The sequence below is a fragment of the Nocardioides sp. P86 genome (assembly GCF_023712465.1).
GTDB classification, from domain to species: domain Bacteria; phylum Actinomycetota; class Actinomycetes; order Propionibacteriales; family Nocardioidaceae; genus Nocardioides; species Nocardioides kribbensis.
This window is the reverse complement of record NZ_JAMAYE010000001.1, coordinates 1,050,794-1,073,394: the sequence shown is the minus strand read 5'-3', so window position 1 is coordinate 1,073,394 and position 22,601 is coordinate 1,050,794. Positions and strand designations below refer to the sequence as shown.

Annotated in this window: 19 protein-coding genes; 15 read left to right on the top strand and 4 right to left on the bottom strand. The window is 73.7% G+C overall.

All coding sequences use genetic code 11. The features are described from left to right. Positions 1-43 precede the first annotated feature (43 nt). The 5 genes from M3673_RS05005 (at position 44) to M3673_RS04985 (ending at position 7,595) form a co-directional block, all read left to right on the top strand. Positions 44-874 (top strand): PP2C family serine/threonine-protein phosphatase, encoded by an 831-nt coding sequence (locus tag M3673_RS05005; RefSeq protein WP_251532407.1) that lies wholly within the window; start codon positions 44-46, stop codon positions 872-874. After that, positions 871-2,169 carry an FHA domain-containing protein gene (locus M3673_RS05000; protein ID WP_251532404.1) on the top strand — a complete coding sequence of 433 codons (1,299 nt, stop codon included), beginning with the start codon at positions 871-873 and terminating at the stop codon, positions 2,167-2,169. Before M3673_RS05005 ends, M3673_RS05000 begins: the two co-directional genes overlap by 4 nt. 11 nt (positions 2,170-2,180) lie before the next feature. Further along, positions 2,181-3,260, top strand: a complete 1,080-nt coding sequence (locus M3673_RS04995; RefSeq protein WP_251532398.1) for an RDD family protein — start codon at positions 2,181-2,183, stop codon at positions 3,258-3,260. Positions 3,261-3,451: 191 nt separating this feature from the next. Continuing rightward, positions 3,452-5,860, top strand: a complete 2,409-nt coding sequence (locus M3673_RS04990) for an immune inhibitor A domain-containing protein (RefSeq protein ID WP_227489017.1) — start codon at positions 3,452-3,454, stop codon at positions 5,858-5,860. A gap of 118 nt (positions 5,861-5,978) precedes the next feature. After that, on the top strand, positions 5,979-7,595 hold the full coding sequence (locus tag M3673_RS04985) for an AMP-binding protein (protein ID WP_251532396.1): 1,617 nt from the start codon (positions 5,979-5,981) through the stop codon (positions 7,593-7,595). A 12-nt stretch (positions 7,596-7,607) separates the two neighbouring features. Here the strand turns inward: M3673_RS04985 and M3673_RS04980 are convergent, their stop codons facing one another. Continuing rightward, positions 7,608-9,776: a S8 family serine peptidase gene (locus M3673_RS04980; RefSeq protein WP_251532394.1), complete on the bottom strand. Its 2,169-nt coding sequence runs from the start codon at positions 9,774-9,776 to the stop codon at positions 7,608-7,610. 143 nt (positions 9,777-9,919) lie between these two features. On the opposite strand from M3673_RS04980, the gene M3673_RS04975 reads away from it, so the two are divergent. The 3 genes from M3673_RS04975 to M3673_RS04965 all read left to right on the top strand — a co-directional run bounded on the left by M3673_RS04975 (position 9,920) and on the right by M3673_RS04965 (position 12,581). Continuing rightward, entirely contained in the window at positions 9,920-11,380 is a 1,461-nt protein-coding gene (locus M3673_RS04975; RefSeq protein ID WP_251532392.1) for an HAD hydrolase-like protein, read from the top strand. Continuing rightward, a complete protein-coding gene (locus M3673_RS04970) occupies positions 11,377-12,096 on the top strand; it encodes a M50 family metallopeptidase (RefSeq protein WP_251532390.1) in 720 nt (239 codons plus the stop codon). Before M3673_RS04975 ends, M3673_RS04970 begins: the two co-directional genes overlap by 4 nt. 89 nt (positions 12,097-12,185) lie before the next feature. Further along, entirely contained in the window at positions 12,186-12,581 is a 396-nt protein-coding gene (locus M3673_RS04965) for a cold-shock protein (protein WP_056862058.1), read from the top strand. 6 nt (positions 12,582-12,587) lie between these two features. On the opposite strand, the gene M3673_RS04960 is transcribed toward M3673_RS04965, so the two are convergent. Then, complete coding sequence (locus M3673_RS04960; protein ID WP_227489015.1) at positions 12,588-14,027, bottom strand: MFS transporter; 1,440 nt, start codon at positions 14,025-14,027, stop codon at positions 12,588-12,590. 94 nt (positions 14,028-14,121) lie between these two features. Between M3673_RS04960 and M3673_RS04955 the strand changes: the two genes are divergently transcribed. Continuing rightward, a complete protein-coding gene (locus M3673_RS04955; RefSeq protein ID WP_056862059.1) occupies positions 14,122-14,898 on the top strand; it encodes a DUF3027 domain-containing protein in 777 nt (258 codons plus the stop codon). 24 nt (positions 14,899-14,922) lie between these two features. Here M3673_RS04955 and M3673_RS04950 read toward each other — a convergent pair whose 3' ends face one another. Both M3673_RS04950 and M3673_RS19570 read right to left on the bottom strand, forming a co-directional pair. Further along, positions 14,923-15,597, bottom strand: a complete 675-nt coding sequence (locus tag M3673_RS04950) for a bifunctional 2-polyprenyl-6-hydroxyphenol methylase/3-demethylubiquinol 3-O-methyltransferase UbiG (protein WP_193662547.1) — start codon at positions 15,595-15,597, stop codon at positions 14,923-14,925. Next, positions 15,590-15,892 carry a DUF2530 domain-containing protein gene (locus M3673_RS19570; RefSeq protein ID WP_200918902.1) on the bottom strand — a complete coding sequence of 101 codons (303 nt, stop codon included), beginning with the start codon at positions 15,890-15,892 and terminating at the stop codon, positions 15,590-15,592. Before M3673_RS19570 ends, M3673_RS04950 begins: the two co-directional genes overlap by 8 nt. Positions 15,893-16,009: 117 nt before the next feature. Here M3673_RS19570 and M3673_RS04940 point away from each other — a divergent pair, with 117 nt between their 5' ends. The 6 genes from M3673_RS04940 to fusA all read left to right on the top strand — a co-directional run bounded on the left by M3673_RS04940 (position 16,010) and on the right by fusA (position 22,564). Then, positions 16,010-17,452, top strand: a complete 1,443-nt coding sequence (locus M3673_RS04940; protein ID WP_228942191.1) for an NCS2 family permease — start codon at positions 16,010-16,012, stop codon at positions 17,450-17,452. Positions 17,453-17,536: 84 nt separating this feature from the next. Then, positions 17,537-17,986 carry a MarR family winged helix-turn-helix transcriptional regulator gene (locus M3673_RS04935; protein WP_251532382.1) on the top strand — a complete coding sequence of 150 codons (450 nt, stop codon included), beginning with the start codon at positions 17,537-17,539 and terminating at the stop codon, positions 17,984-17,986. A gap of 44 nt (positions 17,987-18,030) precedes the next feature. Beyond that, a complete protein-coding gene (locus M3673_RS04930) occupies positions 18,031-19,332 on the top strand; it encodes an MFS transporter (RefSeq protein ID WP_193662537.1) in 1,302 nt (433 codons plus the stop codon). A 196-nt stretch (positions 19,333-19,528) separates the two neighbouring features. After that, positions 19,529-19,903, top strand: coding sequence for a 30S ribosomal protein S12 (gene rpsL / locus M3673_RS04925; protein ID WP_056862063.1), 375 nt, complete (start codon positions 19,529-19,531; stop codon positions 19,901-19,903). Between the two features lies 1 nt (position 19,904). Next, positions 19,905-20,375 (top strand): 30S ribosomal protein S7, encoded by a 471-nt coding sequence (gene rpsG, locus M3673_RS04920; protein ID WP_056862064.1) that lies wholly within the window; start codon positions 19,905-19,907, stop codon positions 20,373-20,375. Between the two features lie 77 nt (positions 20,376-20,452). Continuing rightward, complete coding sequence (gene fusA, locus M3673_RS04915) at positions 20,453-22,564, top strand: elongation factor G (RefSeq protein WP_082499865.1); 2,112 nt, start codon at positions 20,453-20,455, stop codon at positions 22,562-22,564. Positions 22,565-22,601: the final 37 nt, after the last annotated feature.

Below are 22,601 nucleotides of genomic sequence, written 5' to 3'. Positions count from 1 at the left end.
CCACGCTACCGACCCGGTCCTCGTCGCGGGCGTCGGTCCGCCGATGAGCCCCCTGGGACAGGTCGAGCTGCAGCACGGGGCGGCCACCGACGTCGGGCTGGTGCGCCAGGTCAACGAGGACTCCTTCCTCGTCGCGCCTCCGGTCTTCGTCGTGGCCGACGGCATGGGCGGCCACGACGGCGGCGACGTCGCGAGCGCGATCGTGGTCGAGGAGTTCGCCCGGCTGGCCGACGAGGGCTACGACCCCCGTCGCGGCGCGGAGGTGGTCGCGGCCACCCTCGCCGCCTGCCAGCAGCGCATCGAGCAGTACGGCGCGCACCAGCGCCTCGGCGGCGCGGGCTCCTTCCACGCCGGCACGACGGCCGTCGTCGCCCTGCTGGTCGAGGACGCCGGGGAGACCAAGTGGCTGCTGGCCAACCTCGGTGACTCCCGCATCTACCGCTTCAGCGAGGGCGTGCTCGAGCAGGTCAGCGTCGACCACAGCGTCGTGCAGGAGCTCGTCGAGGCCGGCACGATCACCGCCGACGACGCCGCCGTGCACCCCGAGCGCCACATCATCACCCGCGCCCTCGGCGCCACCGAGGGCGCCGAGGCCGACTACTTCCTGCTGCCCCTGCCGGCCGTCGAGCGGCTCCTGCTGTGCTCCGACGGGGTGACCGGCATGATCGGCGACGACCACGTCGCGCGGATCCTCGCCGCCGCCGCCGACCCCCGCGACGCGGCCGAGCAGGTCGTGCGCGCCGCCGTCGCCGCCGGGGGCAAGGACAACGCCACCGCCGTCGTCGTCGATGTGGTGGGATTGGCCCACGACCACCCCTACGACTCCGAGCGCCAGCGCGTGAGCCTGGAGCAGAAGCTGGGAGCCCTGCCGTGACCCCCTCCCCCTCGCGTCCCCGGTCCTACCGTCCCGGCGACTGGTACGCCGTGCTGGGCCCCGACGTCCTCGTGGCCCTGCCCCCCTCCGAGCGCGGCCGCGTGGCCGCCCTGTGGGAGATGGTCGACGACGGCGCCGACGGCGACGCCGTCCTCGACGCCCTCATCGCCGGCGGCCTGCGCCACCTGCCGGGCTTCGTGCTCGTCAGCGAGGTCGACGGCACGACCCGCGCCGTGGTGCGCGGCTCGGTCACCTGCACCCTCACCGCGGGGGGAGAGGTGGTCGAGCTCGACGGCACCGCGGCCACGACCTGGGTGGAGCGCTCCCTGCCCGGTGTCACCGCCACCACCGTGTCGGTCTCCGGCGACGCCGCCGGGCCCGACCTCGTGATCGGCCCCGGGCTGGTGCGCGTCGCCCGCGTCGACGACCCACCCGCCTCCGTCGAGGCCGCGCCCGCCGCACCGCTCGACGTGCCGGCGCCTCTCGACGTCCCCGCCCCCGTCGACGTGCCCGCCCCCGCGGAGGTGCCGCAGGTCGAGGAGGAGCCCTCGCCGGTGGTCGCCGCCGCGGCGGAGGCCGCGGTGCCCGACGAGCCCGAGCCGGGGCCCGCGGCCGAGCCGGAGCCGGAGCCGGAGCCGGAGCCTGCCGCCGAGCCCGTCGAGCCGGCGTACGAGGACCTGCCGACCGAGCGCTTCGACAGCCTCCCTCCCGCGCCGCCGGCGCCCCCCGCGTGGGCGCCGACGAGCCCGCCGCCCAGCGCCCCGCCGGCGGCCCCCGAGCCCGACCCGACTCCCGAGCCCCAGCCCGACCCCCAGCCCGACCCGCCGCCGGCCGACCACGACCACGACGGCATGACCCGCGCCGGCAGCTGGGACCCCGACGAGTTCGCGCGTCCCCAGGCCGGCATCCCCGGCCAGCCGCAGGCGCCGTCGGTCACCTCGCGTCCCGTGGCACGGCTCGTCGTGTCGAGCGGCGACACCGTCGACGTCGACCGGGTGGTCCTGGTCGGCCGCGCCCCCGAGGCGCGGCGCTTCACCTCCACCGAGCAGCCGCGCCTGGTCACGGTGCCGAGCCCGCAGCAGGAGATCAGCTCCACCCACCTCGAGGTGCGCCCCGGGTCGGGGGCCGACCATGGCAGCGCCGTCGTCACCGACATGGGCTCGACCAACGGCACCGTGCTGGTGCAGCCCGGCCTGCCCTCGGAGTCGCTCCAGCCCGGCATCCCGGTGCAGCTGATCCCCGGAGCGCTCATCGACCTCGGCGACGGCGTGACCATCCAGGTCACCCGGCCCTGAGGCGCGTCGAGGTGTCCCACGTGTCCGCCCGCGAGGCGGCTCCCACCAGCTTCCCCGCGGCCGAGCTCGACCGCCGCTTCTACGCCTTCACCCTCGACCGCCTCGTGGCGTGGGGTCTCTACGCCGCCGCGGGCTGGGCCGCCTGGGCGTTCCTGGCCGACGGGTCGGGCACCCTCGTGGCGGTGCTCGCCGTGGTGGGGGTCGTGCTGGTCGTCTCGCTCGCCTCGGCGGTCGTGCTGGGCCTGCGGGGGGTGTCGCTCGGCAAGGCCGCCGTCGGCCTGCGCGTCGTCGCCGTCGGCACCGGCGAGCCCATCGGCGTGGGCCGTGCGCTGGTGCGCCAGCTCGTGCTCGGCGTGGGTGCCCTGCCCACCTTCGGCCTCGGGGTGGCGACGCTGGCGTGGACCGCGGTCATGGACGCCAGCGCCCGGCGTCGCGGCTGGCACGACCACCTGGGGCACTCGGTGGTCGTCGACGTGCGGCCCGCGCCCGAGGTCGAGAGCGAGGCCGAGCGCCCGCGCGCCGTCGTCAACCTCACCGCGCTGCGCCTTGCCGCGCCCGAGCCCGAGCCGGTGACCGCTCCCGCGCCTGCCCCGGCCGCCGTGCCCGCCCCGGCCCGCGCCGAGCCCGCGCAGGCCCCTCGGGCACCGCGGGCCCCCCAGGCGCCGCCGCCCCCGCCCCCGTCGCCCCCCGCGGGGCGCCGGATCCGCACCGAGCCCGCACCGCCCGCCGCCCCGCCGTCGTCGCCGACCACGGCCCCCGCGCGCTGGAGGGTCGCCTTCGACACCGGGGAGTCGTTCGTCGTCGAGGGCCTCGCCCTGGTCGGTCGCGGGCCGCAGGCCCGAGGCGGGGAGGACGTGCGCCACCTGGTGCCCCTGCCCTCCTCCGACATGTCGCTGTCGAAGACCCACGCCCAGTTCCTCGTCGCCCCCGACGGCGCCCTGGTGGTCATGGACCGCGGCTCGACCAACGGCTCGATCCTGGTGCGCTCCGGTGTCACCCGCGAGCTGTCGGCGGGCAAGGCGGTCACGCTGCTGCCGGGCGACAAGGTCCGCTTCGGCGACCGCTCCATGGACGTCTCGCGCGAGTCGTGACCCCCGGGTCGGCCGGGCTGCGGACCGGTCACGACTCGGTAACGATGGCCTGTGCCTCTTCCGGTGCCCGGGGTCGGGCGTGTCGACTGCACGAGGTCGACCGCCCGACCCTGCCGTGATCCGACGGGGCTCGCCGAGCGGCCTGTCTCGGGCGCTGGAGCGCCACTCGGAACCGTCCCAGGAGGATGACTTTGCGCAGGTCCAGACTCGCCGTCGTCGCGAGCACGTCACTGGTCGCCGCAGCGCTCGCGCTGCCGCTGACCGCTTCGCAGTCCGGCGCCGCGCCGGCTGCCCCGGCCGCCTCGGCGGCCCCGTCGGGCGAGGCCGCTGCGCCCCGCCCCACCGACTCCCTCACCATGCCCTGGCAGGCCAAGTACGAGGCCGAGCGCCAGGTCGCCGTGGAGAAGCGCCTGCGCAACGGCGGCTCGGGGGAGAGCCAGAAGATCGGCAAGGACACCTACGGCCGCGTGGCCCAGTCCGGCACCGACAAGATCTTCGTCGTGCTGGCGGAGTTCGGCGACACCCGCCACTCCGCCTACCCCGACGGTGGGACCACCGAGGGCCAGGAGCCGGCCACCACCTACGACGGCCCGCTCCACAACGAGATCCCGAAGCCCGACCGCGCCACCGACAACTCCACGCTGTGGCAGGCAAACTACGACCGCAAGCACTACCGCGACATGTACTTCAACCGGATGCGCACGTTCTACGAGCAGCAGTCCTCCGGTGAGTACTCCGTCGACGGCGACGTGACCGCCTGGGTGAAGGTCCCCTTCAACCAGGCCCGCTACGGCCGCAACACCTGCGGCGACATCGTCTGCAACAACACCTGGTTCCTCATCCGCGACGGCCTCGCGCAGTGGACCCAGGACCGGCTCGACGCCGGCCAGTCGATGGAGCAGATCCAGGCCTACCTCAAGACCTTCGACCAGCAGGACCGCTACGACTTCGACGAGGACGGCGACTTCTCCGAGCCCGACGGCTACATCGACCACTTCCAGGTCGTGCACGCCGGCGGCGACGAGGCCGACGGCGACCCGACCTACGGCGAGGACGCCATCTGGAGCCACCGCTGGTACGCCCAGATCGAGCCGCTCGGCACGGGCCCGGCCGACGGCGCCCAGCTCGGCGGCGTGAACGTCGGCGAGGGCGGCGTCTCCGACGCCAGCGGCGCCAACGTGCAGATCCCCGACAACCCGACCGGTGTCTGGGTGGGCGACTACACCATCCAGCCCGAGAACGGCGGCCTGTCGGTCTTCGCCCACGAGTTCGGCCACGACCTCGGCCTGCCCGACCTCTACGACACCTCCGGCAACACCGGCGGCGCCTCCAACAGCGTGGAGTTCTGGAGCCTGATGAGCCAGTCGCGCGGCACGCTGCCGGGCGACCCGGGCATCGGCGACCGCCCGCAGCCCTTCGGCGCCTGGGAGAAGTTCCAGCTCGGCTGGCTCGACTACGACGTCGCCCGCGCCGGACGCAGCTCCACCCACGTGCTGCGACCCGGTCAGTCGACCTCGGGCAGCGCCGCCAACGGCCTGATCACGATCCTGCCCGACAAGGAGGTCGTCTCCCAGCTCGGCGAGCCGGCCGCCGACGGCGGCGAGCGGTTCTACTACTCCACCTCCGGCAACGACCTCGACACCCGCATGACCGCGGCCGTCGACGGCGGGGGCGAGCTCACCGCCACGACGCGCTACGACATCGAGGAGGGTTGGGACTACGCCTACCTCGAGGCCTCCAGCGACGGCGGCGAGACCTTCGCCGGCGTGCCGACCAGCGTCAGCTTCGAGGGCGAGGACGCCAGCGGCCTCAACCCCGACGGCACCGGCATCTCGGGCACGACCGACGGGGCCTGGGTCGACCTGACCGCCACCCTGCCGGCCGACACCGACACGATCCGCTTCCGCTACCGCACCGACAGCGCCTTCGTGCTCCCGGGCTTCGCGGTCGACAACGTCGCGGTCGACGGCGAGACGGTGGGCACCGCCGAGGAGGGCGACACCGCCTTCGAGCTCGACGGGTTCACGACCTCGACCGGCACCGAGGTGGAGGAGTTCCTCAACGCCTACATCGTCGACAACCGGCAGTACGTCGGTCGCGACAAGCAGCTGAAGCACCTCTACAACTTCCCGGACCTCGAGAAGAAGCCCGACACCGTGGAGTTCTTCCGCTACGCCCCCGGTGCCCTCATCTCCTACTGGGACACCTCCTACACCGACAACAACGTCGGTGACCACCCCGGCTCCGGCCAGGTCCTGCCGGTCGACGCGCACCCGGACTTCGTCCACTACGCCGACGACACGCTGGCCCGCACCCGGGTCAACACCGCCGACTCCGCCTTCGGCCTGCGCCGCATCAAGGCCCAGACCCTGAGCAACGCGGGCCGCGAGTTCACGGTCCCGGCGCGACGCGCCCAGCCCGTCTTCGACGACACCCGCCCGTGGTGGTTCGACAGCGACGAGCACGGCGTCGGCACCCACCCGGGCTTCTACCAGCCCGGCTGGTTCGGCGTCGACGTGCCGCAGACCGGCACCACGATCCGCGTGGTGAAGGTGGCCAAGAACGGCAACATGACGGTGAAGGTCGGTCGCTCGAGCTGACCCGCCCGTCCTCCTCGGACCCCGTCGATCACCGGATCGGCGGGGTCCGTCGTCGTCGGGGCCCCGGCCGCGGCCGGCGCCAACCCGGCGACAACGTGACGGGCGTTACGTTGCTCCCATGGAGTCCTACGCCGCCGGAGAGACCACGCCCCCGCTGCTGGAGGAGACCATCGGGGAGAGCTTCACCCGCACGGCCGCGACGTACGCCGAGCGCGAGGCCCTCGTGGAGGTCGCCACCGGGCGCCGGTGGACCTGGGCCGAGCTCGACCGCGACGTCGACGCGGTGGCCCGCGGGCTGATGGCCGCGGGCCTCGAGCCCGGCGACCGGGTCGGCATGTGGGCGCCCAACTGCGCGGAGTGGACGATCGTGCAGTTCGCCACGGCCAAGGCCGGGATCGTCCTGGTCAACGTCAACCCCGCCTACCGCACCCACGAGCTGGCCTACGCGGTCGAGCAGTCGGGCATGCGCCTGCTGCTGGCGACCAGCAGCTACCGGGGCAGCGACTACCGCGCCATGGTCGAGCAGGTCCGCGGGGACTGTCCCGCGCTGGAGCGGGCCGTCTACGTCGACACCGACGACTGGGCCGACCTGGTGGCCGCGGGGGAGGCGGTGGCAGCCGAGGCCCTCGCCGAGCGGCAGGCGGGGCTGCGCCCCGACGACGCCATCAACATCCAGTACACCAGCGGCACGACGGGCTACCCCAAGGGCGCGACGCTCAGCCACCGCAACATCCTCAACAACGGCTTCATGGTCACCGAGGCGATCAACCTGACCCACGAGGACCGGCTGTGCATCCCGGTGCCCTTCTACCACTGCTTCGGCATGGTCATGGCCAACCTCGGCTGCACCACCCACGGCGCGACGATGGTGATCCCCGCGCCGGGCTTCGACGCCGCCACCACGCTGCGCGCGGTGCAGGACGAGCGGTGCACCGTGCTCTACGGCGTGCCCACGATGTTCATCGCCATGCAGAGCCTCCCCGACATCGACGCGCACGACCTGAGCGCGCTGCGGGGCGGGATCATGGCCGGCTCCATCTGTCCGGTCGAGGTGATGCGACGCTGCATCGACGACATGGGGATGAGCGAGGTGTCGATCGCCTACGGCATGACCGAGACCAGCCCGGTCTCCTGCCAGACCCGTGACGACGACGACCTGGAGCGACGCACCGCCACCATCGGCCGGGTCCACCCGCACCTGGAGATCAAGGTCGTCGACCCGGTCAGCGGGCTCACCGTGGAGCGCGGCCGGCCCGGTGAGCTGTGCACCCGCGGCTACAGCGTGATGCTCGGCTACTGGGAGGACCCCGCCAAGACGGCCGAGGCGATCGACGCCGACGGCTGGATGCACACCGGCGACCTCGCCGAGATGCGCGAGGACGGCTACTGCACGATCGTCGGCCGGATCAAGGACATGGTGATCCGCGGCGGGGAGAACATCTACCCGCGCGAGATCGAGGAGTTCCTCTACACCCACCCCGACGTCGAGGACGTCCAGGTCGTCGGCGTCCCCGACGAGAAGTACGGCGAGGAGCTGTGCGCCTGGCTGCGGATGCGACCCGGTGCGGCCCCCCTCGACGCCGCCGCCGTGCGGGCCTTCGCCTCGGGACGGCTCTCGCACTACAAGATCCCGCGCTACGTCATGGTGGTCGAGGAGTTCCCGATGACCGTCACCGGCAAGATCCGCAAGGTCGCCATGCGCGAGGAGAGCGCCAAGGCGCTGGGCCTGGCCTGAGGGGCCCGGCGCTCAGCGGCTGACGACGACCGGGATGCTGGCGCGGGTGCCGTCGCCCCCGCGCCACACGACCGTGCCGTCGTCGCCGCGAGGCGCCCCGGGGCGTGCGGTCAGCGTCAGGGTGAAGCGGGCCGACTCGCCCGGGTCGAGGCGCACGGCGGCCGGGGTGACCACCGCGCGGTGGTGGGCGAAGCCGCGGGCGGAGGAGGAGAAGTAGAGGGCGCGCCCGCCGACGTTGGTGATCGTGCGTCGTGTGCGGCGCTCCTCGGCACCCAGCAGCACCGAGGGCAGGTTGAGGACCTGCTCGGGGTCGCGTCCGGCGAGCCGGCCGTCGATGAAGGCGCGGTAGTCGGCGGGGTCGGTGAGGTAGACCAGCCCGGGGCGCAGGGCGCGCTCGGCCCTGACCCGGCCGGCCCCGGCCCGCAGCGGCGACGTGCCGCGCACCGGCGCCGCGCTGGTGGCGAGGGCGGAGCGCACCGCGGTCGCCGACCACCCGCGCCGGTCGACGAGCAGGGCGGCGGTGCCGCTGGTGATGGCCGTGGCGGCCGAGGTGCCGGAGGCGAAGGCCCACCGGGTGCCGCGGACGTCGGAGGGCACGGCGCCGAGCACGCCGGTCGCCGGGGCCACGACGTCGGGCTTGACCACCGCCCCGGCGGGGTCGCCGGAGCCCGACCACGCCAGGACCTGCGACGCGGCGCGGTCGGTGCCCAGGGAGGTGAGGGTCACGCGGGCCAGCGGGTGGGAGCGCGACCAGGTGCGCACGGCGTCGCCGTCGGCGCGGTCGAGGTGCACCGTCGGCACGCTGTGCAGGTCGGTGTCGAGCGACTGGCGCCGCACGTTGGCCAGCACCATGCCGACGCCGTCGGCCCGCTCCACCGCCGCGGACTTGTCCACCCGGCCCACCCGGCCGCGGTCGCACAGCACCACGGCACCGGTCACCCGCGCAGCGTCGAGGCTGCCGGGCGCGCACACGCGGGCGTCGTCGATGCGGGCACCCGGCGCGCTGACGTCGGCCCCGACCACGAGCCGTGCCGGCCCGACGTCGCGCGGCGAGGCCATCAGGCCCTCGACCACGGGGCCACCGCCGCCGAGCGCCACGCTCCCGCGGCGGTCGGGACCGGTGGTGCCGCCCACGGTCGTCACCCAGGGCGAGGGGTGGGAGGCGAAGGCGCGCTCGCCGTCGTTGCCGGCGGCGGCCACCACCACGACGTCCTGCTCGGCCGCGCCCAGCAGGGCGCGCTCGAGCACGTCGAAGCCCGGGCTCCCGCCCACCGAGAGGTTGAGCACGTCGACGCGGTCGTGGGTGGCGCGGTCCACCGCCGAGACCAGGTCGGCGGTGGAGCACCCGTCGTCGGCGGGGTCGGGCGCGGTCCAGCAGGCCTTGTAGACCGCCAGCCTGGCCTGCGGCGCGACGCCGGCGTAGGACCCGAGCTCGTCGTCGTCGACGCGCACGGCGACCCCGGCGTTGCCGGCGGCGATCGAGGCGACCTGCGTGCCGTGGCCGTCGTCGTCCCGGGGGGAGAGCGAGGAGGCCGAGCGCACCGCGTCCTCGCCGAAGCCGGCGAGGAACCAGGAGCCGCCCACGACCTTGCCGTTGCACGCGCTGGCGCCCCAGTCGGCGGACTGCGAGCAGTCGCCGCGGAAGCGCGCGGGCCGCTCACCCAGGCCCGGCACCGAGGCGAAGGCGGGGCTGTCGGGGCTGAGACCGGAGTCGACGACGCCGATGACGACGCCGGCGCCTCCGCGCTGGCGTCCGGAGGGCACCAGCCGCTCGGTGGCGCTGCCGCGGCCGGGCGCGGCGGCCAGGGGGCGCACGGTGTCGCGCTCGGTGGCCACGACGCCGGGCTGGGCGGCGATCTCGTCGGCCTGGGCCCGGGTCAGGCGCACGGCGACGCCGTTGAGCGCAGAGGTCCAGCGGTAGACCGGCTCCGGGGCGCCGACGGCGGCGAGCACGGCGTCCTGCTGGCCGCGCATGCTCAGCTCGAGCATCGTCTCGGGCAGCGGGGAGGTGTCGCCGGCCGTGCCGGGTCCGGCGAGGGTGACCAGCCACAGGTCGGTGCCGTCCTGCGCAGCGGCGACCGGGGCGGGACCGGCCAGGGCCGCGGCCCCGGCCAGCGCGACCGCGGCCGCCACGGCGCGACGGACGGCGCGGTGGCTGCGGGAGCGGCGGGCGGTGGTCACGGGGTCCTCGTCGGTGGGTCGCGGGGCGGGCGCGGGGGCGGGGAGCAGGGGCGGGAACCACCCATTGTGACCGACAGCCGGGCGCAGCGGGAGGCGAACCCCACAGGCGGGGGGCGAGGGGTGCGCGCACGTAGGCTCCTGGCATGCCCCCGACGCCCTCCGCCGTGCCGCCGGTGGTCGGCTTCGACCTCGACATGACCCTCATCGACACCGCCCCCGGCTTCCGTGCGCTGCTGCGCGTGCTCGGTGACGAGCTGGGCGTCGCCCTGCCGGTGGAGGAGATGACAGCCCGGCTCGGCCCCCCGCTCGACCAGCTCCTCGCACCCCACCTGCCGGCCGAGGCGGTGGGTCCGGCCGGCGACCGCTTCCGCGCGCTCTACCCCGACCACGCCGTGACCACCACGCCCGTGCTGCCGGGCGCCCACGAGGCGCTGGCGGCCGTGCGCCGCCACGGCGGCCGCATCGTGGTCGTGACCGGCAAGTTCCCCGACAACGCCCGGCGCCACGTCGAGCACCTCGGACTCGACGTCGACGTGCTCGAGGGGTGGGTCTGGGGCGCGGGCAAGGCGACCGCGCTGCGCCGCGAGGGCGCGGGCGTCTACGTCGGCGACCACGTGCACGACGTCGAGGGCGCGCTGGCCGCGGGGGCCACGAGCGTCTCGGTGCTCACCGGCGGCTGCACCCGCGAGGAGCTGCTCGACGCCGGCACCCACGTGGTGCTCGACAGCCTCGAGGACTTCCCCGGGTGGCTCGACGACCACGTGCTGACCACGCGGGTGGCGGCGCTCGAGGCCCGGCTGGCCGACCTGGGGTCGCTGGCCGTGGCCTACAGCGGCGGGGCCGACAGCGCCCTGCTGCTGGCCGCGGCCGTGCGGGCCCTCGGGCCCGGGCGGGTGCTGGCGGTGACCGGCTACTCCGACTCCCTGCCCGCGGTCGAGCGCGACCCCGCGCGCGCCTTCGCCGAGGGCCTCGGCGTGGAGGTGCTCACCCCGCGCACCCACGAGATGGAGCGCGAGGGCTACCGCGCCAACGACGGCGACCGGTGCTTCTTCTGCAAGGCCGAGCTGCTCGACGTGCTCGTGCCGCTGGCCCGCGAGCGCGGGGTCGAGCACGTCGCCACGGGCACCAACGCCGACGACGTCGTCGCCGGCTTCCGCCCCGGCATCCGCGCCGCCGCCGAGCGGGGGGCGCTCACCCCGCTCGCCGACGCCGGCCTCACCAAGGCGCAGGTGCGCGAGGTCTCGCGTCGCTGGGCCCTGCCCACCTGGGACAAGCCGGCGGCGGCCTGCCTGTCCTCCCGGGTCGCCTACGGCGTCGAGGTCACCCCCCACCGGCTGGCGCGCATCGAGCGGGCCGAGGCCGCGGTGCGCGAGTCGGTCACGGGCGCGGGGCTCCCGCTGCGCGACCTGCGGGTGCGCGACCTGGGGGAGGACCGGGCCTCGGTCGAGGTCGACGCCGCCCTGCTCCCGCTGCCGTCGGTGCTCGCCGGCGCCGTGCTGGCCCGGGTGCGCGAGGCCGGCTTCGCCCACGCGGAGGTGGCCGAGCGCGGCTTCCGCTCCGGCGGGCTCAACGACGCCCTGCCCGACCCCGAGCGCTGGCGGTGAGCACGGGGGACACCTGGGCCCGGCTCTGGGGCGACGTGACCTCGCGCCAGCCCGTGCCCGAGGCCCGCTTCGTGCTGCTCACCGGTGCTGTCGCGGCGCTGCTCGTGCTCGCCCCCGGCACCTGGCCGCGGGTCCGGCTCGCCGTCACCGTCGTCCACGAGGCCGGCCACGCCCTCGTCGCCGTCCTCGTCGGGCGCCGGCTGCAGGGCATCCGGCTGCACTCCGACACCTCCGGCGTGACGCTGTCGCGGGGCCGTCCCCGTGGTCCGGGCATGGTGGCGATGCTGGCCGCGGGCTACCTCGCCCCGGCGCTGCTGGGCCTCGGGGCCGCCCTCGCGCTCGCGGCGGGGCGCAGCCTCGCCCTGCTGTGGGGCCTGGTGGTGCTGTCGGCGCTGATGCTGCTCTGGGTCCGCAACCTGTACGGCGCCCTGGCCCTGGTCGTCCTCGGGGCGGGCGTCGGCGTGGTCTCCTGGGCCGGCGGGCCGACCGCGCAGGCGGTGGCGGCGTACCTCATCGCCTGGCTGCTGCTGCTGGCCTCGCCCCGGCCGCTGCTGGAGCTGCTGGGCGCGGGGGCGGCGCGACGCCGGGGCTCCGACCCCGACCAGCTGGCCCGGCTGACCCGGCTGCCGGTCGTGGTGTGGGTGCTGGTGCTGCTCGCGGCCAACCTCGCGGGCCTGGTCGTGGGGGTCTCGACCCTCGCGCCCGAGCTGCTCTGAACCCGATGGCGGGGCTCACCGGGCCCCACATATCCTTCCCGTCGGTCGGTCCGCAGGGGCCCGACGCAGAGCTGACGGGGGAAGTCGCCGTGCCCAGTGGCAAGGTCAAGTGGTTCGACGCGGAGAAGGGCTTCGGCTTCCTCTCCCAGGACGGCGGCGACGACGTCTACGTCCGCGCCGACGCCCTCCCGGCCGGCACGACGTCGATCAAGCCGGGCACCCGGGTGGAGTTCGGGGTGGCGCAGGGTCGTCGCGGCGAGCAGGCCCTCCAGGTGCGCGTGCTCGACGCCCCGACCTCGGTGGCGCGCAACCAGTCGCAGGCACGACGCAAGAAGCCCGACGAGATGGCGCCGATCGTGGAGGACCTCATCACGCTGCTCGACGGCGTGGGCGAGGCCTACCGCCACGGCCGCCACCCCGACGCGCGCACCGCGCGTCCGACGGCCAAGCTGCTGCGGGCCCTCGCCGACGAGCTGGAGCTCTGAGGCGGCTCAGGAGACGCGCGCGACCGACCGCACGGCCCCGCGCGAGGAGCTGAGCACGAAGACCGACCACGCCCCGAGCACGGCCACGGCGACGCCGAGGCCGAGCCGGGCGGGCTCGAGCGGCAGCGCGATGCCGATGAAGCCGCCGACCACCCAGGCCAGCTGGAGGGTGGTGTCGCTGCGGGCGAAGGCGCTGGCCTGCACCCGCTCGGGGATGTCGCGCTGGATGGTGGCGTCGAGGCAGAACTTCGCCAGCGACTGCGACAGGCCGGCCACCAGGCCGAGCAGGGCCAGGGGGAGCACGCCGTAGAACAGTGTGGCGACCAGGGCCGCCCCGGTGCCGGCCAGCAGCGCGAGCACGACGGTCACGGCGGGGTTGATCCGCCGCAGCAGGGCGGCGGCCGCGACACCGAGGGCGTTGCCGGCGCCGGCGGCGCCCACGACGATCCCGATGAGCAGCTCGGGGCGCAGGCTGCTCGCGGGAGGGTTCTCGCGCAGCAGGAAGGCCATGAACATCAGCAGGAAGCCGGAGAGCCAGCGCGGCCCGCAGTTGGCGCGCAGCGCGAAGGCGACGGCGGTGGGGATCCGGGTGCGGGGCCGCCCCGAGCGCGTGGTGCCGTCGCCGACGGCGCGGTCGGCCGGAGGCGCCATCAGCACCAACGTCTCCTCGCCCTGGCTGGAGTCGACGGAGGCGGGCAGCCGGATGGCCGCGACCGTGGCGGCCACGAAGAGCAGGAAGGCGTAGCGCAGCGACCACTCGGGGCCGGCCAGGGAGGCCAGGCCGGCGAGGGGGGCGGAGACGGTGGCGCCGACGATGCCGGCCATGGAGACGCGCCCGTTGGCCTTGACCAGCGTGAAGTCGTCGGGCAGCAGCCGGGGCACCGCGGCGGCGCGGGTCACGCCGTAGGCCTTGGAGGAGACCAGCACCCCCAGGGCGGCGGCGAAGAGCAGCGGCGACTCGCCGTCGGCCGCCCCGGCCAGGGTCAGGCACAGCACGGCCCGGATCGCCATGGTCGCCCCGATGGCCCACCGGCGGCCGTGGCTGAAGCGGTCGAGGAAGGGGCCGATGAGCGGCGCCACGATCGCGAAGGGGAGCATCGTCAGCCCCAGGAAGAGCGCCACCTGCCCGCGCGCCTCGCCCGAGGGCACCTGGAAGAAGAGGCTGCCGGCCAGCGAGATCGCCACCGCCGCGTCGCCGGCGGTGTTGAAGAAGTGCATCTGGATCAGCCGCGACAGCCCGGAGCGGTCGGCGCCCTGGGCGTGGGAGGCGCGCACGGCCTGGCGCCCGACGTAGCGGCTGGCGCGCCCGGTGCCGCGGGCGACACCGGCCACCCCGCGGGCTCCGGCGCGCACGCCCGTGCCCAGGCCGCGCCCCACCGACCGGGTGCGCGCACGCGGCATCCGCACGGTCGGCTCGTCGGCCGGGTCGGGTCCGTGCGAGGTCATGGGCACATCCTGCCCTGGGGGTCCGACCGTCCGAGGGGAGGGACACGGGACCCCGACCTGACACGCGGGGTGGGAGGAGGCATGATTGCCCGCCGTGACCACTGTGCTGCGCGCCAAGCCCGACCCCGCGACGGTCGCGGCCGTCGACGCCGCCCGGGAGGCCCTGCTCGCCGAGGTCGACGCCGTCGACGTCGGCGACCACCTCGGGCACCTCGTGGAGGGCGAGCGCGTCGTCACCCACCAGTTCGCCTGCCTGCGCAAGGGGTACTCCGGCTGGCGCTGGTCGGTCACCGTCGCGCGCGCCTCGCGGCAGAAGGCCGTCACCGTCGACGAGGTCGTCCTCATCCCCGGTGAGTCCGCCATCGTCGCACCGGCCTGGGTGCCCTACCGCGAGCGCCTGCAGCCCGGCGACCTCTCGCCCGGCGACCTGCTGCCGGTCGACGACGACGACCCGCGCCTCGTGCCGACCTGGTCCTACGGCGACGACCCGCTCGACGCCGACGACCGCGCCCAGGTGCGCCAGGTGGCCCAGGACCTCGGCCTGGGCCGCGTCCGCACCCTGTCGGTCGAGGGCCGCGACCTCGCGGCCCAGCGGTGGTACGACGGTGACGCCGGCCCCGGCTCGGCGCTGGCCCAGGCCGCCCCCGACCACTGCCACTCCTGCGGCTTCCTCGTGCGCCTGGCCGGCCCGCTGTCGGACACCTTCGGCGTCTGCGCCAACGGCGACGCCAACGACGACGGTCGCGTGGTCTCCTTCGACCACGGCTGCGGCGCCCACTCCGAGGTGCGCCTGGCCAAGAAGCACGAGCCCGTGCCCGTGCCCGAGCCGGTCTTCGACACCCTCACCCCGGGCGACGTCGAGCGCTTCTGAGCCCGGCCTCCCGCGCCGGGCCGCTCAGGCCGGGTCGTGGGTGACGGTGCGGTGGTCGCCCGCGGCGGCCGGCGCGTCGTCGCGGCTCAGCACCCACACGGCGTACGCCGGGTCGGCGGGGCGCAGGTCGTAGCCGCCCAGGCGCAGGTCGACGCGCAGGCCGGCGGCCTCGGCGTCGGCGACGAACTCCGCGGCGGGGTAGACCCGGCTGGTCGTGGGCCCGCCCTCGAGGTGGAAGCCGACGAGGAGGCGCCCCGTCGGTGAGAGCAGGTCGCGCAGCCGGCGCAGCACCGCGCGCTCGGTGCCCTCGGCCAGGAAGATCATGACGTTGCCCACGCAGGTGACGAGGTCGAAGCCGGTCGGGGCGCCGGCGGCCTCGAGCACCGCGGGGTTGAGCTCGAGGACGTCGACCGGCAGCACCGTCAGCCCGGGGTAGGTGCGCCGCGACTGCGCCACGAGCGCCGCGTCGGGCTCGCAGCCCACCACCCGGTGCCCGCGACCGAGGAGCGCGGCGCCGACGCGCCCCATGCCCGAGCCCGCGTCGAGCACGCGCCCGCCGCGGGGGAGCAGGGCGTCGGCCAGCCGGGCCTCGCCGTCCACGTCGTCGCCGGCCTCGACCAGCTCGGCGAAGCGCAGCGCGTAGCCGGCGTTGGCCTCCCCGCCCCGGGCCCAGCGCGTCGGCGGCGACGGCTCAGTCATCGGCCCGGTCGGCCTGGTCGGCCTGGTCGGCGCGGGCCCGCCGGCGCCGGCGGCAGTACTCGACGCCCAGCAGGCCCAGGCCGAAGCCGGACAGGCACGTCCACAGCCACCAGGTGCGTCCCGACTCCTCGAGCCGGCCGTAGAACGGGAGGAGGGCGACGAAGGCGAGCAGCCACAGCCCGACCCCGACCCAGACGGTGCGCACGCCGTCGATGTCGAGCGGCTCGACGTCGGCGACGACGTAGGTGCGGTTGCCGATCTCGTGCTGCGTCGGCTGGTCGTCGCGGAGCTCCACGCGGGCGACTGTAGTGGCCCTCGCCCCACCACGCGGACCACGGGGAGGACCACGGGGAGGACCACGGGTCGGTCCGCGTTGACAGCGACGGTGCCCGGGCTGAGAAGGTTGCTCCCCGTGAGCAGTCCTGTGCGCCCCGTGGGCCGTCCTGCCGGCATCGACGGCTTCTTCCAGATCTCCCAGCGCGGCTCGACGGTGGCCCGCGAGGTGCGCGGCGGCGTGGTCACGTTCGTGACCATGGCCTACATCGTCGTGCTCAACCCCCTCATCCTGGGCTTCGCCCTCGACGCCGATGGCCAGACCCTGGGCGGCCCCGGGCCGGGCAACCTCGCGGTGATCGCGGCGGGCACCTCGCTGGTCGCGGGAGTGGCCACGATCCTGATGGGGGTGGTGGCCAACTACCCGATGGCGCTGGCCACCGGGCTGGGGCTCAACGCCTTCGTGGCCTTCTCGGTGGCCTCCCAGATGACGTGGGCCGACGCGATGGGCCTGGTCGTGCTCGAGGGCCTGGTGATCCTGGTGCTGGTGCTGACCGGCTTCCGCGAGGCCGTCTTCCACGCCGTGCCCGCGCAGCTCAAGGTGGCCATCTCGGTCGGCATCGGGCTCTTCATCGCGCTCATCGGCTTCGTCGACGCCGGCTTCGTGCAGCGCATCCCCGACGCCGCCGGCACCACCGTGCCGGTGCAGCTCGGCGCCACCGGTCAGCTCTCGGGCTGGCCCGTCCTCGTCTTCGCCCTCGGCCTGGTGCTCGTGGTGGCGCTGTGGGTGCGCCAGGTGCGCGGGGCGATCCTCGTGGCCATCGTCGTGACCACCGCCGTGGCCGTGCTGGTCGAGGAGATCGGCCACGTCGGCGGCTGGAGCCTCACCACGCCCGAGCTCCCCTCCGACCTGGTGGCCTCGCCCGACTTCGGCACGCTGGGGGAGTTCTCCCTGCTCGGCTCCTTCGACCGCATCGGCGTCGTCGCCGCGCTGCTGCTGGTCTTCACCCTGCTGCTGGCCGACTTCTTCGACACCATGGGCACCATGACCGCCATCGGCGCGGAGGCCGACCTGCTCGACGAGGACGGCATGCCCCCGCGCACCCGGCGCATCCTGGTCGTCGACTCGCTGGCCGCGGCCGGCGGCGGCGCGGCCGGCGTCTCGTCCAACACCTCCTACATCGAGTCGGCCTCCGGGGTCGGCGAGGGCGCGCGCACCGGGCTGGCCTCGGTGGTCACCGGGGTGCTGTTCCTGCTCACCATCTTCCTCGCGCCGCTGGTCGCGGTGATCCCGTCGGAGGCGGCCGTGCCGGCCCTGGTGCTGGTGGGCTTCCTGATGATGCAGCAGGTGCGCGAGATCGACTGGGACGACCTGGAGATCGCGCTGCCGGCCTTCCTCACCATCGTGCTCATGCCCTTCACCTACTCGATCACCGTCGGCATCGGCGCCGGCTTCCTCGCCTTCGTGCTGATCAAGGTCGTGCGCGGCAAGGCGCGTGCCGTGGCCCCGCTGATGTGGGTCGTGGCCGCGCTGTTCGTCGTCTACTTCGCGATCGACCCGATCACCGACCTGCTGGCCTGACCCGGGCAGGCCCGGCCCGGCGCGACCGGGCCGGGCCTGCCGTCGCGGGAATGCTTAGCAAGGGTAATGAGTTGTGCCCATGACATGCCCACCACGGAGAAGGTCGCCCGCACCGACGCGGGGCTCGCCTCGGAGCTGCGGCTCTCGGTGATGCGGCTGCGCCGCCGGCTGGCCGCCGAGCGCCACCCCGACAACGACCTGTCGATGAACGCCATGGCCGTCCTGGGTGCGCTCTTCCGCCAAGGCGACCTCACGGTCGGCGCGCTCGCCGCCCACGAGCGGGTGCAGCCGCCGAGCATGACCCGGGTGGTCAACGCCCTGGCCGAGCGGGGTCACGTGGACCGCCGCGCCGACGCCGACGACGGCCGCAAGGTGGTCGTCGCGCTCACCGACCTGGGTCGCGAGACCGTGCTGGCCGACCGTCGTCGTCGCGACGAGTGGCTGGCCACCGCGCTGGCCTCGCTCGGCCCCGACGAGCGCGCGGTCCTGCGCAGCGCCGCCCCCGTCCTCGAGCGCCTCGCCCGCCTCGACTGATCCCCACCCCGCCCCGGCCCCGACCCCGAAGGACTGATCAGCGCTTGAGCCCCACGTTCCGCGCCCTGGCCAACCACAACTACCGGCTGTACCTCGCCGGCAGCGTGGTCTCCAACACCGGGACGTGGATGCAGCGGGTGGCCCAGGACTGGCTGGTGCTCAGCCTCGGCGGTGGGGGCACGGCCCTGGGCATCACCACGGGCCTGCAGTTCCTGCCCGTCCTGCTGCTCTCCCCGTACGCCGGGGTCGTCGCCGACCGCTTCCCCAAGCGCCGGCTGCTCCAGGTCACGCAGGTGACGATGGCCGTCTGCTCGCTGGTGCTGGGCGTGGTCGCGGTGACCGGCGCGGCCCAGACGTGGCACGTCTTCGTGCTGGCCTTCCTCTTCGGGATCGGGTCGGCCTTCGACGCCCCCGCGCGGCAGTCCTTCGTCTCGGAGATGGTCGGTCGCGACGACGTCACCAACGCCGTCAGCCTCAACTCCGCGGCCTTCAACACCGCCCGCATCGCCGGGCCCGGGCTGGCCGGGCTGATGATCGGCGCGCTCGGCGGCGGGGCCCGGGCGACGGGCTGGGTGATCCTGGTCAACGCCGTGTCCTACGCCGCGGTGATCTGGCAGCTGCAGCGCATGGACACCGCGCTGCTGCACACCACCGAGCTGCGCGGGCGCACCCCGGGCATGCTGCGCGAGGGGGTGCGCTACGTGCGCAGCCAGCCGAAGATGATGATGATCCTGGTGCTGGTCTTCTTCGCCGGCACCTTCGGGATGAACTTCCAGATCACCTCCGCGCTCATGGCCACCGAGGTCTACGGCCTGGGCGCCAGCGAGTTCGGCGTGCTGGGCTCGGCGATGGCGGTCGGCTCGCTGGTGGGGGCGCTGCTGGCGGCGCGGCGCACCCGCATCCGGCTGCGGCTGCTCGTGCTCTCGGGGGTGGGCTTCGGCGTGGCCAACATCGTGGCCGGGCTGCTCCCGTCGTACCTGGTCTTCGCCTGCTTCGTGCCCCTGATCGGCTTCTGCACCCTCACCCTGCTCAACTCCGCCAACGCCACCCTGCAGCTGGAGTCCGACCCCGCGCTGCGGGGGAGGGTCATGGCGCTCTACATGACCATCGTCATGGGCGGCACGCCGCTGGGCTCGCCCTTCATCGGCTGGGTGGGGGAGCACCTCGGCGCGCGGTGGACGTTGGTGGTCGGCGGTGGTCTCACCCTGGTCGGCGTCGCGCTCGCCGTGACGGTGCTCGTACGGCTCAGCGGCGGGCTCCGCAGCGTTTTGACCGGGCTGGAGGCGCCGGGTAGCCTCGGTCATCGTGTCTGGGACAACCAGGCCGTTGCGCGTGCTCGGAAGTGATCGGCGGGTCCTGACCGTCCGGCCACCTGCACGAAAGCCACCGTCACTCGGGCGACACGCCCGACCTCGGGGGTGAGCAACGCCGGTTGGCTCCGCACCACCCGGACATGCAGGACCTGCGCAGTCGACCTGCGCACGAAGATCGTGCCCGGCAAGGTGCCGCGCACTGAGAGCGACACAGAAGGGGAACCACCAGGTGCCCACGATCAACCAGCTGGTCCGCAAGGGCCGCGAGGACAAGGTGTCGAAGAACAAGACGCCTGCCCTCAAGGGTTCGCCCCAGCGACGCGGTGTCTGCACCCGCGTCTACACCACCACCCCGAAGAAGCCGAACTCCGCCCTGCGCAAGGTCGCCCGTGTGCGCCTGTCCAGCGGCGTCGAGGTCACGGCCTACATCCCGGGCGTGGGCCACAACCTCCAGGAGCACTCGATCGTGCTCGTCCGCGGCGGTCGTGTGAAGGACCTCCCCGGTGTCCGCTACAAGATCATCCGTGGGTCGCTCGACACCCAGGGCGTGAAGAACCGCAAGCAGGCGCGCAGCCGCTACGGGGCCAAGAAGGAGAAGAGCTGACATGCCGCGCAAGGGTCCCGCTCCCAAGCGGCCGATCGACATCGACCCCGTCTACGGGTCGCAGCTGGTCTCCCAGCTCGTGTCGAAGGTCCTCATGGACGGCAAGAAGCAGGTCGCGCAGCGCATCGTCTACGGCGCGCTCGAGGGCTGCCGCGAGAAGACAGGCACCGACCCCGTCGTCACGCTGAAGCGTGCGATGGACAACGTGAAGCCGGCCATCGAGGTCAAGTCCCGCCGCGTCGGCGGTGCGACCTACCAGGTCCCGATCGAGGTCAAGGGCACGCGCGGCACCACGCTCGCGCTGCGCTGGCTCGTCGGCTACGCCGCCGACCGTCGCGAGAAGACGATGTCGGAGCGCCTCATGAACGAGATCCTCGACGCCTCCAACGGCCTCGGTGCCGCGGTGAAGAAGCGCGAGGACACGCACAAGATGGCCGAGTCCAACAAGGCCTTCGCGCACTACCGCTGGTGACCACGGCGGAGTCCCTCACTTCGTGAGGGGCTCCGTCCCCACCGCACCACTCCCACTTTCTAAGGAACGCACTCACAGTGGCTGTCGACATCACCACGGACCTCAACAAGGTCCGCAACATCGGCATCATGGCTCACATCGACGCCGGTAAGACCACCACCACCGAGCGGATCCTGTTCTACACCGGCATCTCGTACAAGATCGGTGAGGTCCACGACGGCGCCGCCACGATGGACTGGATGGAGCAGGAGCAGGAGCGCGGCATCACGATCACGTCCGCCGCGACCACCTGCTGGTGGAAGAACCACCAGGTCAACATCATCGACACCCCGGGCCACGTCGACTTCACCGCCGAGGTGGAGCGCTCGCTGCGCGTCCTCGACGGCGCCGTCGCGGTCTTCGACGGTGTCGCCGGTGTGGAGCCCCAGACCATGACCGTGTGGCGCCAGGCCAACAAGTACTCCGTGCCCCGCATGTGCTTCGTCAACAAGCTCGACCGCACGGGCGCCGACTTCTTCCGCTGCGTCGACATGATGGTCGAGCGCCTCAACTCCACCCCCCTCGTGCTCCAGCTGCCCATCGGCGCGGAGTCCGACTTCCTCGGTGTCGTCGACCTGGTCGGCATGCGTGCCCTCACCTGGCGCGGCGAGACCAAGATGGGTGAGGACTACGAGGTCGAGGAGATCCCGGCCGAGCTGGCCGAGCAGGCCGAGGAGTACCGCACCAAGCTCCTCGAGACCCTGGCCGACGCCGACGACGCCATCATGGAGAAGTACCTCGAGGGCGAGGACTTCACCGTCGAGGAGCTCGAGGCCGCCATCCGTCGCGCCACCCTGGCCGACAAGCTCAACCCCGTCCTGTGCGGCACCGCGTTCAAGAACAAGGGCGTCCAGCCCCTGCTCGACGCGGTCGTCAAGTACCTGCCCTCGCCGCTCGACATCGACGGCATCGTGGGTCACTCGCCCAAGGACGAGGAGCAGGAGATCGTCCGGAAGCCCTCCGACGACGAGCCGTTCTCCGGCCTGGCCTACAAGATCGCCTCCGACCCGCACCTGGGCAAGCTGATCTACGTCCGGGTCTACTCCGGCAAGCTCGAGGCCGGCTCGACCGTGGTGAACTCGGTCAACGGCCGCAAGGAGCGGATCGGCAAGGTCTACCAGATGCACGCCAACAAGCGTGAGGAGATCGCGTCGGTCGGCGCCGGCCAGATCGTGGCCGTCATGGGTCTGAAGGACACCAAGACCGGTCACACCCTGTCCGACCCGCAGAACCAGGTCGTCCTCGAGTCGATGACGTTCCCGGCCCCGGTGATCGAGGTCGCGATCGAGCCCAAGACCAAGAGCGACCAGGAGAAGCTGGGCATGGCGATCCAGCGCCTCTCCGACGAGGACCCGACCTTCACGGTCAAGTCCGACGAGGAGACCGGCCAGACGATCATCGCCGGCATGGGCGAGCTCCACCTGGAGATCCTTGTCGACCGCATGAAGCGCGAGTTCCGCGTCGAGGCCACCGTCGGCAAGCCGCAGGTCGCCTACCGCGAGACCCTCCGCAAGGAGGTCAAGGGCCACAGCTACACCCACAAGAAGCAGACCGGTGGCTCGGGTCAGTTCGCGAAGGTCGTCATCAACCTCGGCCCCAACATCGACCCGGAGACCGGCACGGGTGCCGGCTACGAGTTCGTCAACAGCGTCTCCGGCGGTCGCGTCCCGCGCGAGTACATCCCGTCGGTGGACCAGGGCGGCCAGGAGGCCATGGAGTTCGGCGTGCTCGCCGGCTACCCGATGGTCGACGTGAAGTTCACCCTCGAGGACGGCGCCTACCACGACGTCGACTCCTCCGAGCTCGCGTTCAAGATCGCCGGCAACCAGGCCTTCAAGGAGGCCGCACGCATGGCCAAGCCGGTCCTGCTCGAGCCGATGTTCGCGGTCGAGGTCACCACCCCCGAGGGCTTCCTCGGCACGGTCATCGGTGACATCAACTCGCGGCGCGGCCAGATCCAGGCGCAGGAGGAGCGGCACGGTGACATGGTCATCAACGCCCTCGTGCCCCTGTCCGAGATGTTCGGGTACGTCGGTGACCTGAGGTCCAAGACCTCCGGCCAGGCGTCGTACTCGATGGAGTTCGACTCGTACGCCGAGGTTCCTTCGAACATCGCCGACGAGATCATCAAGAAGGTCCGTGGCGAGTGACCCTCTAGGGTTGCGCAGCGACAGATCCTCGGCACCA